We start from the raw sequence: 14,781 nt of genomic DNA, 5'->3' as shown, positions 1-14,781 counted from the left end.
GAAATGGGAGGCAGTTCACAGGCACCTTTGTGGTGGTTTTAGGCGAGGAGATCGGGGAACCAGGTTGGTTTGGGTTGGTTGGGCGTGCGCTCGGCCAGGACCAACTCCATCCAGCACATGTCGTACCAGCGGCCGAACTTTTGGGCACAGCGATCGAAGGCGCCCACCAAGCGATATCCCATATGGGCATGGAAGTCCTGGCTATTGTGCGTTAGATACTCGTCGTCCTTGTCGTGCGGCACGGCGATGAGCGCGCACATATTGGTGATGCCCATCGCGATCAGGCACTGCTTGAGCGTATCGTGCAGCTTGCGACCCAGCCCGCCATGGCGCACATCGCGTGCCAGGTAGATCGACGTCTCGACCGACCAGTCGTAGGCCTCGCGGCTGTTAAGCGCGCTCACATAGGCATAGCCTACCGGACGCCCGCCCAGCTCCATCACCAGATACGGATAGCGCTTGAGCGTGCGTTCGATGCGCCCGGCGAACTCCTCAACGCTCGGCACCTCGTATTCGCAGGTAATCGCCGTCTGGCGCACATACGGCTCATAGATGGCAAGCAACGCCGGCGCATCATCGGGCGTCGCCAGGCGAATCGTCGGCTCGGACATCTCGGGCATACAGCCCCTCCCCCTCAAAAGCAAAGGCCGCCCTGCGCCAAGCCCAGCGCAAGGCGGCCCCCGTTATTACATCAGGCTACAGGACAGCCGCCAGCGCGTCGATGTCCTCCTGCGTCGTGGCCCAGCTGGTGCAAAAGCGCACCACCGTGTGGGTCTCGTCGTACTTTTCCCAGTACTCGATCGAGGCATGCTCGCGAATGCGGGCCATGTCCTCGTTGGGCAGAATCACGAACTGCTGGTTCGTGGGCGTCTCCAAGAAGAACTGGTAGCCGCGCTCGTGCAGTACACGACGCAGCGCCTGGGCCGTCTCGATCGCCTGGCGACCAATCTCAAAATACAGGCCGTCGGTAAAGAGCGCCTCGAACTGCACACCCGTCAGGCGGCCCTTGGCGAGCAGTGCGCCATGCTGCTTAATACGCGGAATGGGATGCGCCGGGGCGTGCATGCCGCAGAACACCACGGCCTCGCCGCAGAGCGCACCGCACTTGGTGCCGCCGATGTAGAACACGTCGCACAGCTGCGCCAGCTCGGGCAGGGTAATGTCGCACTCATCGGCCGCCAGTGCATAGGCCAGACGAGCACCGTCCACAAACAGCGGAATCTCGCGCTTCTGACACACCGCGTGAATCGCCGCGAGCTCGGCCTTGGAGTACAGCGTACCGTACTCGGTCGATAGGCTCACATACACGGCGCCCGGGAACACCGTGTGCTCGTAGCTCTCGTTTTCGTAGAACACCTGGATATAGTTCTCGAGGTCCTCGGCGTGCATCTTGCCCTCGTAGCCGGGGATGGTGAGCACCTTGTGGCCGCCAAACTCGATGGCGCCCGCCTCGTGACAGGCGACGTGACCAGTCTCGGCAGCAACGACACCCTCGTAGGGCGCAAGCAGCATGTCGATCACCGTCGCGTTGGCCTGCGTGCCGCCCACCAGAAAAAACACGTCAGCATCGGGGGCCTGACAAGCCTCGCGGATAAGCTGCTTGGCACGCTCGGTGTGCGCATCGGTACCGTAGCCGGGCTGCGGCTCCATGTTGGTGTCGACGAGCGCCTGCAGCACTGCCGGATGTGCACCGTGGGAATAGTCGTTGTTAAACGCGAGCATGGCAATCCTCTCTAGCCGGGCACGGACCCGATGATTCAAACGGGGCTATTGTACGCCGTTGGGATAGGCAATGCGCGCGGCAAGGCACTCAAGTGCCAGTACCAGAGCAAAACCGCAGCTCACGTCACTCAAAAAGTGTGCTCCGATCACGATGCGGCCAAACGCGACGAGCGCCGCGACCACAGCCGCCGTCCAAAAGACCACCCGGCGGCGCGACGGTTTTTCCTTAAAGGCCACCGCGGGAAGCCCGGCGAGCATAAGACCGATCGCCGCGTGCGCCGTGTGTCCGCTCGCAAACGACTTGAACCCGTCCTTGATTACGCCGGCGGCGATATAGGTCAACTTGTCGGGATTGCCGATTACCCACCACGGCTGAAAATTGAGCCCCGGCGTGACCTCGATCACGCGCATGCGCGGGCGCGACCACAGCGGCTTGACGACCACGTTGAGGATAATGGCCTGAGCGACCCACACGGCAAGTACCATCAACGCCCAGCGCATAAGCTCGTCGGGCGCGGTGTCGCGCGTGAGACGATAGACGATAAAGTTAGCAGCAATCACCAGCACAAACGTCAGCACCAGCTGAACGGCAATGAGTTTGCCGCCAGCCCGCAGGGACGAAACGATCTCGTAGCCAGCCAGACCAACGTTAACGAGGATACCGAGCACGGCGAGCCATTTGCTCCCCCTGGAGTCGGGACGCACCGCGCGCACGAGCATAACGCCTGCGATGCTCGCCGTCAGCTCAAACGGCAGCTCGCCGGCAGCCTCGATAAAGCGGCCGTACATGCTGCCGATGTTGAACAGCGCGCACGAGATCTGATAATCGAAGAAGCTGCCCACGCCCAGGCAAAGGGCAAGGATAACCGCGATAATGGCGACATCTTTCTTATAGATGTATCCGAACATGCTTTCCTTTCGATGTGGCTGGAATCAACCTGCAACGTGGCGAGGCAAAGATGACTCCGCCCCGCCACGCCCCTTACTTGTCAGTCATCGTCACTCGCGCCTAATTGCTGCAGCAGCATGAGCGCCGCGGCCACCGGGCCGGTGCCGTCGTTGGCGTCGAGGCCGCGACCCAGGCCGCTGCCCGCACCGGCGCCCGCCTTGTAGGGTACCGACAGCTTGCGGCTCTTGGGGAAGTTCACCGCGCCATAGCGGGTCTTAAGCTCAAAGGCCACCTTCTTGGGCACGTCAACGCCTAAGAAGGTGATGCGGCCGCCACTGAGCGTGACGCTCTCGAGCCCAAGGCGCTCGCCGCGAATACGGATTCGTGCGCGATTGAACAGGTTGAGTCCCGCCAACGGCAGCTCGCCATGCGCGGCCTCGGTCTCTTCCTGCACCTCATCGATGCTCTCCAGGTCCTCGGCCGCCGCGAGCTTACGGTACACGAGCACGCGCTGATCCACCGCCGGCAGGTACTCCTCGGACAAGAAGTAGTCGGCCGGCAGGTTAATGCCCACGCTCGCCGCCTCCACGCCGGCATCGTCATCGCCGCGTGCCTCGGCCACGGCCTGGCCCAGCATCTGCGTAAACAGGTCAAAGCCCACGCTCGACAGGTTGCCGTGCTGCTCGGCCCCCATAAGCGAGCCGGCGCCGCGAATCTCCAGGTCGCGCATGGCGATGCGCATGCCGCTGCCCAGGTCCTGGAACTCGGAAAGTGCAGTCAGGCGTGCCGTGGCCTCCTCGGTAAGCGGCAGCTCGCCCGGGAACATAAAGTACGCATAGGCCTGCGTGGCAGAGCGACCCACACGACCCTTGAGCTGGTAGAGCTGCGCCAGACCCAGGCGCTGCGAGTCCTCGATGATCAGCGTGTTGGCGGTCGCGTTGTCGATACCGCTCTCCACGATGGTCGTGGCGATGAGCACGTCGATCTTTTTGGTCGCGAACTCGATCATCACGTCCTCGACCTCGCGCGGGCTCATCTTGCCGTGCGCCACGCCCACGCGTGCCTCGGGCGCGGCCTCGTGCACGCGCGCCACGGCATCATCGATGGTCTTGACGCGGTTGGACACGTAGTACACCTGGCCGCCGCGACCCACCTCCAGGCGAATCGCCGCGCTCACCACGTCGGGGTCGTACTCCCCCACGTGCACGATCACGGGACGACGCCCGGTCGGCGGTGTGGTGATTAGGCTCATGTCGCGTACGCCACTCGTGGCCATCTGCATGGTTCGCGGAATCGGCGTTGCCGAAAGCGTAAGCACGTCAATCTGCTCGCGCAGGTTCTTGAGCTGCTCCTTGTGCTGCACGCCAAATCGCTGCTCCTCGTCGATGATCACCAGGCCCAGGTTCTTGGGGTTCACATCGGCCGAAAGCAGGCGGTGCGTGCCGATAAGCACGTCGATCGTGCCCTCGGCAAACGCCTTGAGCGCGCGCTTTTGCTGCGCCGGCGTGCGGAAGCGGCTGAGCACCTCGACCTCAAGGCCAAACGGAGCAAAGCGCTCAAAGAACGTCTCGTAGTGCTGCTGGGCAAGAATGGTCGTGGGGCAGAGCACCATGACCTGGCGGCCGGAGTCCACGCACTTAAACGCCGCACGCAGAGCGACCTCGGTCTTGCCGAAGCCCACGTCGCCGCACAGCAGACGGTCCATGGGCTTGGGCGCCTCCATGTCGGCCTTAATGTCGGCGATGGCCTCCAGCTGGTCGCGCGTCTCGTCGTAGGGAAAGCTCTCCTCCATCTCGATCTGCTCGGGCGTGTCGGGCGGGCAGGCGATACCGGTAATCGACGAGCGGCGCGTATACAGATCGACCAGGTCAAACGCCAGCTTTTTGGCATTCTTGCGCGCCTTATTGGTGGCACGCGTCCAGTCGGCGGTGTTGAGCCTGGTCAAGCGCGGTTTGTCGCCGTCGGGGCCAACATAGCGCGTGATGCGGTCGACCTGCTCGAGCGGCACGTAGAGCTTGTCGCCATCGGCATATTCCAGCAAAAAGTAGTCGCGCTCCTTGCCGCCCACTTCTTGGCGCGCGATCTCGCTAAAGAGTGCGATGCCGTGAGTGGCGTGCACCACGTAGTCGCCCGGCTTAAACGGGAACGTGATCTGCGTAATGTCCACCTTGCGGCGGCTGCGCGCGCGGTTGGCGTCCATGCGGGCGTTGAGGTCGGCGATTGAGAACACGGCCAGGTTGGCATCGGGCACCACCACGCCCTGCGGCAGAGCGGCATCGACAAAGGTCACGCGTCCGCGCGAGATGGTGGGCACGGCGGCACCAGCGGCAGCCTGGGCGGCACCCGCCTCGAGCGAGCGGGCGTTGAGCGCGTCGGCCTTACGCTCGCGAATGGAAGCATGGGCCTCCTGGCGTGCGGCACGGTCGGCGGAATCCGCCGCTGCCACGCGCACGCGGTCGCCGATAGCACCGGCATTTTCGGGCGCCGCGGTCAGCGATTCCTCAAAGGTAATGCCCTCGTCGCCAAAGGTGAGCTCCATCGACTCGCGCGCACCGCGGTCGGGAATGGCAAACACGCAGGCGTAGCGCTTGCCCACGACTTCCTGGATGCGCGTCATAAAACGGTTGTCCGAGCCTGCGATGGCCGGCTGCTCAATCTTGAGCTCGGCCGTCACCGCACCGCCGGCACGGATGAGGCTCACATAGTTCAGGCGCTGCTGGGCACCAAAATCGAGCTGTTGGGCGCGCACATACAGGCCGTCCAGGCGGTCAATCCCCGCCTCGCCGGCACGGGCCTCGATATCCTCGTAGGCGCGCAGACAGTCGTCGAACAGCGAGCGCGGCTCGGATAGAACCACGAGCGCCTTGCCGCCCACGTGTGCCAGTGGGCTTACGGTCTGGCCGTACATCACCGGCAAAAAGCGGTCGAGCTCGGGCGTGACGATGCGTGCATCCACCATCTCGAGCAGCGCCGCCAGCTTGCTGTCGTCCTGGCTGGCGCGGTAGAGCGCCACGTGCATGTTGTGGACGGCATCGTCGGTAAGCGCCAGCTCACGGCAGGGGAAGATCTCGATACTGTCCTCGTTGCCGATGGTCTGCCCCGTTGAGCTCACCATACGGCGGATGCGATCGATCTCGTCGCCGAAGAACTCAATGCGCACGGGCGCCTTCTCCTGTGCGGGGAACACCTCGACGGTGTCGCCGTGCACGCGGAACAGGCCGGGTGCGTCGGCGGCGCCGGCATTGGTGTAGCCCATGCCCACCAGGCGCTGCGGCACCTCGTCAAAAGGAATCTCCTCGCCCACCGCAAAAGTGGTGGACTCCCAATAGCGGCTCTCGACCGGCGGCACGCAACGCAGCAACGCACGGGCCGAGGCAACCATGATGCAGTTGTCCCCACGCACGATGCGTCCCAATGCCTCGCAGCGCTGCGCCACCACGGCGTCGTCGGGCGCCTGCTCGCGCCACGGATAGTCCTTACGCTCGGGAAAGCGGCACACGTGCGCCAGGCCCACATAGGCGGCAAGGCTGCGCGCGGCGCGATCAGCCGCATCCTCGCCGCTCACAATGTAGACCGTCGGGCGCGGGCGGCGCGCAAACTGGGCGGCCGCCATAAGCGTGCGGCCCGACTGCGACACGGCCAGCGTCACGTCCTCGCCGGCATCGAGTCCGGCCTCGACGGTCTGCAGTGCCTCGGCAGTGTAGAGCTGCGCGGCTATACGGTGAATGAGCATGCTGTTCCTCCGGCATCGCAACGCCAAAAGCCCGCCGGGGCAAGCTCGGCGGGTCGTACGTCAAATACATTGTCTGTCATGGTAGCGCATGGAGAGGACTCCGGCTCAAGGGCAAACCCAGCCCCGCAAAAAACGCCAGACGAAGATGCGTTCCGCCCTACCCCGCTACGCGCACGCTGGGGCACAAATCTGCCAGCGGACACTCGTCACACTTGGGCTTGCGGGCATCGCAGATCTCGCGACCAAAGGTGATCCACTGATGGTTGACCGACTCCCAATACTCGTGCGGCAAAATCTTGAGCAGATCCTGCTCGGTCTTGAGCGGCTCCTTGGCATGCGTCTTGGGACTCAGCATCAGGCGGTGCGCAATGCGGTTGACGTGCGTGTCCACCGCAATGCCCTCCACGATGCCATACCCCACGTTGAGCACGATGTTCGCCGTCTTGCGTCCCACGCCCGGCAGCTTCACGAGTTCCTTCATGTCGGCCGGCACCTCGCCGCCATAGTCGGCGACGATCATCTGCGCGGCCTCGACGGCATGCTTGGCTTTGCTCTTGTAGAAGCCGAGTGACTTGATAGTGTCTGCCACGTCAGCCACGCTCGCCCCGGCCATGGCCTCGGGCGTGGGCCACTGGGCAAACAGCCGCGGCGTCACCTTGTTGACCTGTGCATCGGTCGTTTGCGCCGAAAGCAGCACCGCGATCAGCAGGCGGAAGGGATTCTCGTGGTCCAAAAAGCACTCGACCGGGCCATAGCGACGGTTGAGGCGCTCACACACCTCGATGGCGCGCTCGCGCTTGGCGGCATTGGTCTCGCGTGGCATAACGACTCCTCGGCTCAACGGCACAATAAACTTATGGGCACAATTGTCCCACGTCCGAGACGCTTACGCCTCCAAGAATGCGCCGGTCTGACGGCTCCACAGGCTCGCGTACTCGCCACCCGCCTCGACAAGCTGCGCATGCGTGCCGTCCTCGACAATCTCGCCATCGGCCAGCACCACAATGCGGTCGAGCGCCGCCACGGTGGACAGGCGATGTGCCACCACAATGGAGGTACGTCCACGCATCAGGTTCTCGAGCGCCTCCTGCACCAGCGCCTCGGACTCGCTGTCGAGGGCAGAGGTCGCCTCGTCGAGCACCAGAATCGGCGCGTCGGTTAGGATGGCACGGGCGATGGCCACGCGCTGACGCTGGCCGCCCGAGAGCTTGACGCCGCGCTCACCCACCATGGTGTCAAAGCCACGGGGCAAGCGGTCGATAAACTCCATGGCATTGGCCAGGCGCGCGGCCTCGCGAATCTGCTCATCAGTGGCGTCGGGACGACCGTAGGCAATGTTTTCGCGAATGGAGCGATGGAACAGCAGCGCCTCCTGCGGCACGTAGGCAACCTGGCGGCGCAGGCTCTGCTGCGTGCAGCGCGAGACATCCTGACCGTCCACGAGCACGCGGCCGCCCTGAACATCGTCCAGGCGCAGCAGCAGCTTGGTGAGCGTCGTCTTACCCGAGCCCGATTTGCCCACCAGGCCCACGCGCTGGCCCGCCGCCACATGAAGCGTCAGGTCATCGAACACGCTCTCGCCCGCCGCAGCGTCACGGTACGCAAAGCTCAGGTGCTCAAAATCAATCGCGCCCTCGGTCACTTTGAGCTCAGGGGCGTCCGGGTCGTCTGCCACCAAACGTGGCTCGTCCAGCACGCGCGTCATCTCGGCCGCATCGCCCAAAGCGCGGTTGATGCGCTGCATCATGGAACTCACGTAGTTCAGGCGCATGGTGAGGTTATAGGTATAGGTAAAGATCATGACGAGCGAGCCGGCCGAGATGCCAAACCACGCGTTGCCGCCCGCCACGAACACACTCACCACGGCCATGGTGATGACGATAAGACCCGAGGTCGTAAAGTTGCGCTGCATCATGGCGTGCATCGAGACCGTCTCGGCATCGCGCGCGGCACGATCGGCGGCGTCGAACAGATCGCGTTCAAAGTCCTCGCGCCCACAGGTCTTGACGGCCAAGATGTTCGTGACCGCGTCGGAGAGCACGCCCGAGAGCTTGTTCTGCGCAGCGGACGTCGCGGCCGAAAGCGGCATGATGCGCTTGTACATAAGCCAGACAAACGCAATGTAGACGACCATGATGCACACCAGGATCACGGTAAACGTCGGTACCACCGGGGCGAGTGCGGCCACGGTGCAGACGACCGAGGTGATGGTGGGGATGAGCGAATACACCGTCACGTCCACCAGCCCCGTATAGCCGCTCATAAAACGACTCGTCTGGCTCACGAGCGATCCGCCAAAGCGGCTGGTATGGAATGTCATGGATTGGTTGGAGAGCGTGTCGAAGCATAGACGCGCCAGGTGATAGTTGCCTGCAATCTCGAGCTTGTAGACGGTGTAGTCCTGTAGCTTGGAGAGAATCTGACCCACCAGGTTAACGAGTACGAGCGCCAGGATATAGGGGCCGAAGACCTCAAACACCTGATCACCCGCCACGGGACCGGCTTGAACGCGATCGACAATGAGGGCCATCACATAGGTATTGGCAAACGTCAGCAAAAAGATGTAGCCCGCCGACGAGAACACCGAGAGAAAGACAATCAGCGGCTGCGTGCGCGTGACACCCCAAAACCGCTGCAGCGTGCGGCGCACGGTGGAGCGGCTGAGCGGGCTGGTGCTTCTCTGAGACATGGGCTTCCTTTCGCATCTGATAGGGCGAAACGCCATTGTTGCACATTGGAGCACGCTCCAGACAAGTGCGATACGAAAAGCGGTAGGGCGCCCGCGTTTGCACCGGTGCCCCGCCGTCTTGTTGCAATTAGTCCTCGTCTTCTTGGTCTGTGGGAAGGCCCGCGGGCGTGAGTCCCAAGATCTCATCGACTTGGTCGGCGTCTTCCAGTGCGTCGATGTCCTTGAGCTTGCGCTCCATTACGTTGGTGCGCGTGGTAATGATGCCCTCGACCGTTTTGCCCGCGGTCTCGATCTGCTGCTGGGCGCGGCGCAGCGCCTTTTGATAGCGCGGCAGCTCGGCCTTGACGGCGGAGAGCACGCGCAGTACGTCGTCGGTACGTTTTTGCAGCCTAAACGTCTGGTAGCTCATCTGCAGGCTGTTGAGAATGGCGGCCATAGTGCTGGGACCGGCAACGTTGACATGATAGTCGCGGCCCAGGGTTTCGATGAGCCCGGGTCGGCTGACGACCTCGGCGTACAGCCCCTCAAACGGCACGAACATGATGCCAAAGTTGGTCGTTGCCGGCACACTCAGGTACTTTTCGCAGATGTCCTTTGCCTCGCGTTTCACCATCATATCGAGCGTCTTGCGCGCTGCGGCAACGGCCTCCGCATCGCCCGACTCCTGGGCGTCGAGCAGATGCTCGTACGCGTCGCCCGGGAATTTGGAGTCGATCGGCAGCAGCACGGGATCGCCCTCGTCTACCGGCAGCTTGACGGCAAACTCAACGCGCTCCGAGGCGCCGGGCCTAGTGGCAACGTTTTCCAGATACTGGTCGGGTGTGAGGATGTCCGTCAGGATCGCACCCAGCTGTACCTCGCCCAAAATGCCGCGCGCTTTTACATTGCCCAGCACACGCTTGAGGTCGCCTACGCCGGTGGCGATAGATTGCATATCGCCCAGGCCCTTGTACACGGCCTCGAGCTGGTCGCTCACCTGCTTAAACGATGCCGAAAGTCGGTCGTTGAGCGTGCGAGAGAGCTTCTCGTCCACCGTCGCGCGCATCTGATCGAGCTGCACGTTGTTGTCTTCGCGGATGGCACCCAGCTGAGCATCGACCGTCTCGCGCACCTTGTCCAGGCGATGCTCGATGCCCTCGCGATTGGCGCTGAGCTGTTGGGCGGTCTCGCGGCGCAGATCATCCATCCGGTCACCGGCTTGCGAGAACTCGCGCGCGATGGTCAGGTAACGTTGCTGCTCTACGGCCGCATCGGTCGTCTGCTGCTGCGCGATGGCATTGGCCGTGCGACGGGTTTCGGCCAGCGCGACGTTCAGGGCATCGAGCGCTTTGTTAGCCTGCTCGAGTGCTGCCAGCGTTTCCGCGCTACTGTCGCCACGCTCCCGCAACTCGGCACGCAGGCTCTTGAGTTGGAGGGCGCAAGCCACAGCAACCCCCACCGCCACCAAGGCGATCACAACAAGCACAATATCAATAGCAGACATAAACTCCGCCCAACAAACCCAATCGAGCACCAATCAAAACCGCGATCAATCTTACCCCGCCATACGCACCGGGCGCCCGGTCCCTTCTTGGGCGCCCCTCTCCTCCGCATATTCCATAATGCGGCGCGCCGTCTCCCTGCTCACCTTTGAGTCATCACCGGCTAAATATGCGTACACGTTTCCCTTATTCAGATTCAAATCGCGGCAGAGACCGTAGCGCGTTACGCCCGATTCCTCTAGCGCTCCCAACGTTCTTTTTCGCATCAGGGCGTTGATCCTTCTGTCCGCCACTGGCTTTTCCTTCACCGCTCTATACGCACGCCAAACGTTGGCATAACGATTAGGAAGTTTATCCTCGGCGCATAGAGATGCCAGGCTACCCGTTTGGGCGTACAAGGACAAAACGCCTCGGTAACCCTCTTCCATCCACGAACCCTCGGATAAGCCCAGAACGTATTCGGCTTTACCCTGTGCCAAAGCGAGCAAAAACAGGGGCTCCGCCACGCGCGGCGCAACCGTCGTCGCTTGCTTAACCAGTTTTCTAAAACTGAGCGATTGCTGTCCGGATAGCTCTCGGCAATAGCCTTTTAAGAATCCCTCAAAGGTCAGATTCAACCGAGCACCTCCTTTTTGTATTGCCTGTATGCACAGACCATCTCTTGATAACTCCGCTCCGAAGGCGACGACGCCAGATCCTCCAAGGATGTCGTTAAGTACCTTAACATGGCATTTTCTATTATTATTCATCATCAATAATACTATTCAGTCGCATGACAGGATTCCCAGGATGTGAGGATTCTACTCATGGCGATAATCCCTACACCCCAGAAGTCCTAACGTGACAAACGCTAACTCTCCCAGCCGGCGCGAATGGTTGCTACGACATCGCCTAGGCGCTGGCCGAGAGCCGCTAGATGTTGGAGCACCTCGTTGGGCGATGCGCCGTTGAGGATGCACGTGAGGGCATACGATGCCAGAAAGATGGCCACAAGCCCTAACGGGATGAGCACGATCATCGCCAATGTGCGCAAGCGCTGGCCCACACGGCGACGACGCGCACGACGCTTGTCGAACGCGAGCTCCTGCGCATATGAATCTTGCTGTACGGAATAGGCCTCTGGTGCCGATTCGCACCCGGGCACAGCTGCAGGTACAGCAGCGGGCACGACATTTTGCGCAAAGGGCTGGGCTGCCGCCCCTTGCATTTGCATCTCCATGAGTCGTTGCTGCTGACGCAGCATGCGCTCAGCTTGTTGCTGCGGAGTCTCAAGAAACAGATCCATGCTGGCCTCCAAAATCGGAGCATTCGACGCTTACGACCAGCATCCCGCACCGCCATGACCGCGACAACGCAATCGCCGGCAATAGCCACAAAGTTTCTTTTGCTCAAAAGCTGTCGAAAAGCTCAACAACTCCCCTACCAGCACTTTCTCTGAGCTTTTTTCGTCAGCAATCTTTTGGCCTTCCACCCTTACGCCAACTGACCAAAATCTAACCAAAAGCTTGACGGAAATTGTGAAGACAGGGACCCCATACAAAAACGTGCCGCCCCAAAAGGGGCGGCACGCTAACTTCTTATCAGTTTTTCAGTAGCAAGCACGCGACGACCCGAAGCCGGAGCACAGGGTAGGGAAACACCTTTACCTCGCGCGACCTGCGCAGCCGTGAGCGAGAGGGAAAGGTGTTTCCCCGCCCCGTGCTCCGCAGTCGATGGAGGCAGCTTTAGATGCCCGCGAGACCTCGGGTGGCGGTGGCGCACATAAACGCCAAGGCTAGAATCACGAGCGAGCCCGCGATGTCTGCCAGCACGCCCATTGCACGGCGTTCAAACAACCAGCTCTCAAAGTGCGGGGCGACGTTGCGCCAAACACGCCACAGCAAGATGCCCATACCGATGACGCCCGGGATATTGAGCAGTAGGATCTCGGAGCACAAAAGACCGATCAGGTTACCGGCGGCAAAGCCCGCATCACCCTCGCAGTATTTGCGGTAGACCATATACAGCATGTACGCCACAAACGGCTGCAAGCACGCAGAAATAAACGAGACCACCATCGAGGGGTCCTGCGAAAAGACCTCGGTGAGTTTATCGACACTCGTGGCGTCCTTCGAAGCCAAGAATAAACCGATAACCACAAGGGGCACCACGCCCAAAATTACCTCGACCAGAGTAAACAACTTGGCAGTCAAATCCTCACTAGCCGAATTCAAATGAGGCGCCCACTCAGGATGAGCATGCGCGCCGACTTTCTTGTCCTTCTCGGCACGATCGGCCTTTTTACCCTCGGCAACCCGACGACCAGGATCCTTGCGAGTTCCCGCCGCAGCAACCCGAGCCCGAGACTTCTTGCCCATAAAAAACACCCCATCAGGTAGTAGATAAACTAAAAGTCGCCACCCAGTGTACCCCCTAAACAACGGCGCCGCCCCAACCCGGAGCAAGCCCCGTCAACCAAATAACCGAACCATCAACCAAATGGCCACAACCCAATCCCTATACAAAACGTGCCGCCCAAAAGGGGCGGCACACAAACTTCTAATCAGCTTTTCTGTAGCGAGCACGCGACGACCCAAAGCGGGCCGGGAGGGCGGGATTACCTTCCCTCAACGCGACCCTGCGGAGCCGTGAGCGGGGAGGGAAGGCAATCCCGCCCTCCCGGCCCAGCTCATGCCAGCGCCACGCGCTAGTAGTTCACCACCTGCTCCTCAAAGTACGCCTTCGGGTGGTTACACACCGGGCACACCTCAGGCGCCTCGGCACCAACGTGCAGGTGCCCGCAGTTCAGGCACTTCCATACCTTCACGCCCTCACGCTCAAACACCTCGCCCGACTCGATGCGCTCGACGAGTTTGTTGTAGCGCTCCTCGTGGGCCTTCTCGACGGCGGCGACACCACGGAACTTCTCGGCGATCTCGGCAAAGCCCTCCTCCTCGGCGGTCTTGGCGAACTCGTCGTACATCGTGGTCCACTCGTAGTTCTCGCCCGCGGCGGCGTCGCGCAGGTTGTCCAGAGTGCCCGGAACGGCGCCGTCGTGCAGATACTTAAACCACAGCTTGGCGTGCTCGGACTCGTTGCCCGCCGTCTCGGCAAAGATATTCGAAATCTGAACGTAGCCATCCTTCTTGGCCTTAGATGCGTAGTAGCGATACTTGGTGTGTGCCTGGGACTCACCGGCAAAAGCGGTCTCGAGGTTCTTCTTGGTTTGGGAATTCTCAAAATCCATAGGTGTACTTCCCTTCAACACGTGCCGCCCATAGGCTTTGAGCGACCTTGTCTTTAGGATGCCCTCAAGCCGCGAATTTAAACCTTACAATCCCGTTCTTCAGATTTGAGCGGGCTACACACTCAACCAGCGATCGCCCTCGGCTCGGCAAAAGCCCTCACGCTCCAGGTCGGCTAGAATGCCCGCGACAAGCTCGCACTCGACCGGCCCGCGACCGGCTGCCGTCTCCATTTCGTTAACGCCCACCACGGCATCAGCAAGCGTTATCCCCGCCGGCCGCCCATCGCGCGCAGCCAGTAGCATGCGCACAATATGGGCGCGTTTTTGGCGACGCGAGCCCTCGAACTTGGACTGACGACTATAGCCCGCCGAGCGCCTGGACGGATTGGGCAGCGTCTTCTTAAGATACGCGCCATAATCTAGCAGCGCGTAATACCACGCGCGCGGCGTGTCGGCATCGTCTTGAGGCACGGCAAAGGGCGCGATCTCATCCGCCACCGCACCGGGGGCCGCCGGACAGGCGGCTTGAATCAGCGGCACCAGCTCGCGATCGGGAACAGCCGGCACATCGGGAAAGAAATGATGCAAAAAGACCGTGCGCACGTTGGTCTCTAGATACACACCCGGAAGATCAAACGCAAACGACCGGATACCCTGCGCCGTTGCCGGGCCAATACCAGGCAGAGCGACCAAGTCACGCGTCTCACGCGGAAACTCCCCGTCCCAGTCCTCTACAACGCGCTGAGCGGCCCCGTGAAGCGCCAGAGCGCGTCGGTTGTAGCCCATGCCCTGCCAAGCGTCCAAAACATCGGAAGGCGCGGCCTGGGCAAGCGCCTGCACAGTCGGAAAGCAATCGAGCCACACCGGCATGCGCGCCTCCACACGCGGCACCTGTGTTTGCTGCAGCATGACCTCAGAAAGCCAAATGATGTACGGATCGCGTGTGCGGCGCCACGGAAGGTCGCGATAACGCAGGACCCCTTCCGAACGAATCATCGAACGAAAGGGGTCCTGAATCATGGCTATGCTCCTTATGCGGCG

12 protein-coding genes are annotated in these 14,781 nt (G+C 61.7%); all 12 read right to left on the bottom strand.

The genetic code is table 11. From position 1 onward, the window contains the following. Nucleotides 1-38: 38 nt before the first annotated feature. Complete coding sequence (locus AAAX36_RS08460) at nucleotides 39-620, bottom strand: N-acetyltransferase family protein (protein ID WP_349075073.1); 582 nt, start codon at nucleotides 618-620, stop codon at nucleotides 39-41. A gap of 76 nt (nucleotides 621-696) precedes the next feature. Next, complete coding sequence (locus AAAX36_RS08455; RefSeq protein WP_118271027.1) at nucleotides 697-1,722, bottom strand: aminotransferase class V-fold PLP-dependent enzyme; 1,026 nt, start codon at nucleotides 1,720-1,722, stop codon at nucleotides 697-699. A 45-nt stretch (nucleotides 1,723-1,767) separates the two neighbouring features. Continuing rightward, entirely contained in the window at nucleotides 1,768-2,631 is an 864-nt protein-coding gene (locus tag AAAX36_RS08450) for a phosphatase PAP2 family protein (protein WP_349075071.1), read from the bottom strand. An 80-nt stretch (nucleotides 2,632-2,711) separates the two neighbouring features. After that, nucleotides 2,712-6,344 carry a transcription-repair coupling factor gene (gene mfd / locus AAAX36_RS08445; RefSeq protein WP_349075069.1) on the bottom strand — a complete coding sequence of 1,211 codons (3,633 nt, stop codon included), beginning with the start codon at nucleotides 6,342-6,344 and terminating at the stop codon, nucleotides 2,712-2,714. Between the two features lie 157 nt (nucleotides 6,345-6,501). Beyond that, nucleotides 6,502-7,167 carry an endonuclease III gene (gene nth / locus AAAX36_RS08440; protein WP_035136768.1) on the bottom strand — a complete coding sequence of 222 codons (666 nt, stop codon included), beginning with the start codon at nucleotides 7,165-7,167 and terminating at the stop codon, nucleotides 6,502-6,504. A gap of 63 nt (nucleotides 7,168-7,230) precedes the next feature. Beyond that, the gene (locus AAAX36_RS08435) at nucleotides 7,231-9,033 is read right to left on the bottom strand and encodes an ABC transporter ATP-binding protein (protein ID WP_349075067.1); all 1,803 of its coding nucleotides are present in this window, start codon (nucleotides 9,031-9,033) and stop codon (nucleotides 7,231-7,233) included. A 127-nt stretch (nucleotides 9,034-9,160) separates the two neighbouring features. Further along, a complete protein-coding gene (rmuC, locus tag AAAX36_RS08430; RefSeq protein WP_349075066.1) occupies nucleotides 9,161-10,516 on the bottom strand; it encodes a DNA recombination protein RmuC in 1,356 nt (451 codons plus the stop codon). Between the two features lie 51 nt (nucleotides 10,517-10,567). Next, nucleotides 10,568-11,131 (bottom strand): transcriptional regulator, encoded by a 564-nt coding sequence (locus tag AAAX36_RS08425; RefSeq protein ID WP_195361561.1) that lies wholly within the window; start codon nucleotides 11,129-11,131, stop codon nucleotides 10,568-10,570. Between the two features lie 233 nt (nucleotides 11,132-11,364). After that, nucleotides 11,365-11,799 (bottom strand): hypothetical protein, encoded by a 435-nt coding sequence (locus AAAX36_RS08420; RefSeq protein ID WP_215694837.1) that lies wholly within the window; start codon nucleotides 11,797-11,799, stop codon nucleotides 11,365-11,367. Nucleotides 11,800-12,238: 439 nt separating this feature from the next. Further along, complete coding sequence (locus AAAX36_RS08415) at nucleotides 12,239-12,871, bottom strand: hypothetical protein (protein WP_196026328.1); 633 nt, start codon at nucleotides 12,869-12,871, stop codon at nucleotides 12,239-12,241. Between the two features lie 329 nt (nucleotides 12,872-13,200). Continuing rightward, nucleotides 13,201-13,740, bottom strand: a complete 540-nt coding sequence (rbr, locus tag AAAX36_RS08410) for a rubrerythrin (RefSeq protein ID WP_006235152.1) — start codon at nucleotides 13,738-13,740, stop codon at nucleotides 13,201-13,203. A 114-nt stretch (nucleotides 13,741-13,854) separates the two neighbouring features. Beyond that, complete coding sequence (locus tag AAAX36_RS08405; RefSeq protein ID WP_349075063.1) at nucleotides 13,855-14,760, bottom strand: adenine glycosylase; 906 nt, start codon at nucleotides 14,758-14,760, stop codon at nucleotides 13,855-13,857. Between the last annotated feature and the right edge of the window lie 21 nt (nucleotides 14,761-14,781).

The organism is Collinsella sp. CLA-ER-H10 (assembly GCF_040092475.1).
In the GTDB taxonomy this organism is placed as follows: domain Bacteria; phylum Actinomycetota; class Coriobacteriia; order Coriobacteriales; family Coriobacteriaceae; genus Collinsella.
Note: the sequence above shows the minus strand (reverse complement) of the source record. Positions and strands in the feature narration are given on the sequence as shown.

Excerpts from the sequence above, each read along its gene's own strand:
- AAAX36_RS08460 (WP_349075073.1), bottom strand. The coding sequence starts at position 620 with ATGCCCGAGATGTCCGAGCCGACGATTCGCCTGGCGACGCCCGATGAT.
- AAAX36_RS08455 (WP_118271027.1), bottom strand. The coding sequence starts at position 1,722 with ATGCTCGCGTTTAACAACGACTATTCCCACGGTGCACATCCGGCAGTG.
- AAAX36_RS08450 (WP_349075071.1), bottom strand. The coding sequence starts at position 2,631 with ATGTTCGGATACATCTATAAGAAAGATGTCGCCATTATCGCGGTTATC.
- mfd (WP_349075069.1), bottom strand. The coding sequence starts at position 6,344 with ATGCTCATTCACCGTATAGCCGCGCAGCTCTACACTGCCGAGGCACTG.
- nth (WP_035136768.1), bottom strand. The coding sequence starts at position 7,167 with ATGCCACGCGAGACCAATGCCGCCAAGCGCGAGCGCGCCATCGAGGTG.
- AAAX36_RS08435 (WP_349075067.1), bottom strand. The coding sequence starts at position 9,033 with ATGTCTCAGAGAAGCACCAGCCCGCTCAGCCGCTCCACCGTGCGCCGC.
- rmuC (WP_349075066.1), bottom strand. The coding sequence starts at position 10,516 with ATGTCTGCTATTGATATTGTGCTTGTTGTGATCGCCTTGGTGGCGGTG.
- AAAX36_RS08420 (WP_215694837.1), bottom strand. The coding sequence starts at position 11,799 with ATGGATCTGTTTCTTGAGACTCCGCAGCAACAAGCTGAGCGCATGCTG.
- AAAX36_RS08415 (WP_196026328.1), bottom strand. The coding sequence starts at position 12,871 with ATGGGCAAGAAGTCTCGGGCTCGGGTTGCTGCGGCGGGAACTCGCAAG.
- rbr (WP_006235152.1), bottom strand. The coding sequence starts at position 13,740 with ATGGATTTTGAGAATTCCCAAACCAAGAAGAACCTCGAGACCGCTTTT.
- AAAX36_RS08405 (WP_349075063.1), bottom strand. The coding sequence starts at position 14,760 with ATGATTCAGGACCCCTTTCGTTCGATGATTCGTTCGGAAGGGGTCCTG.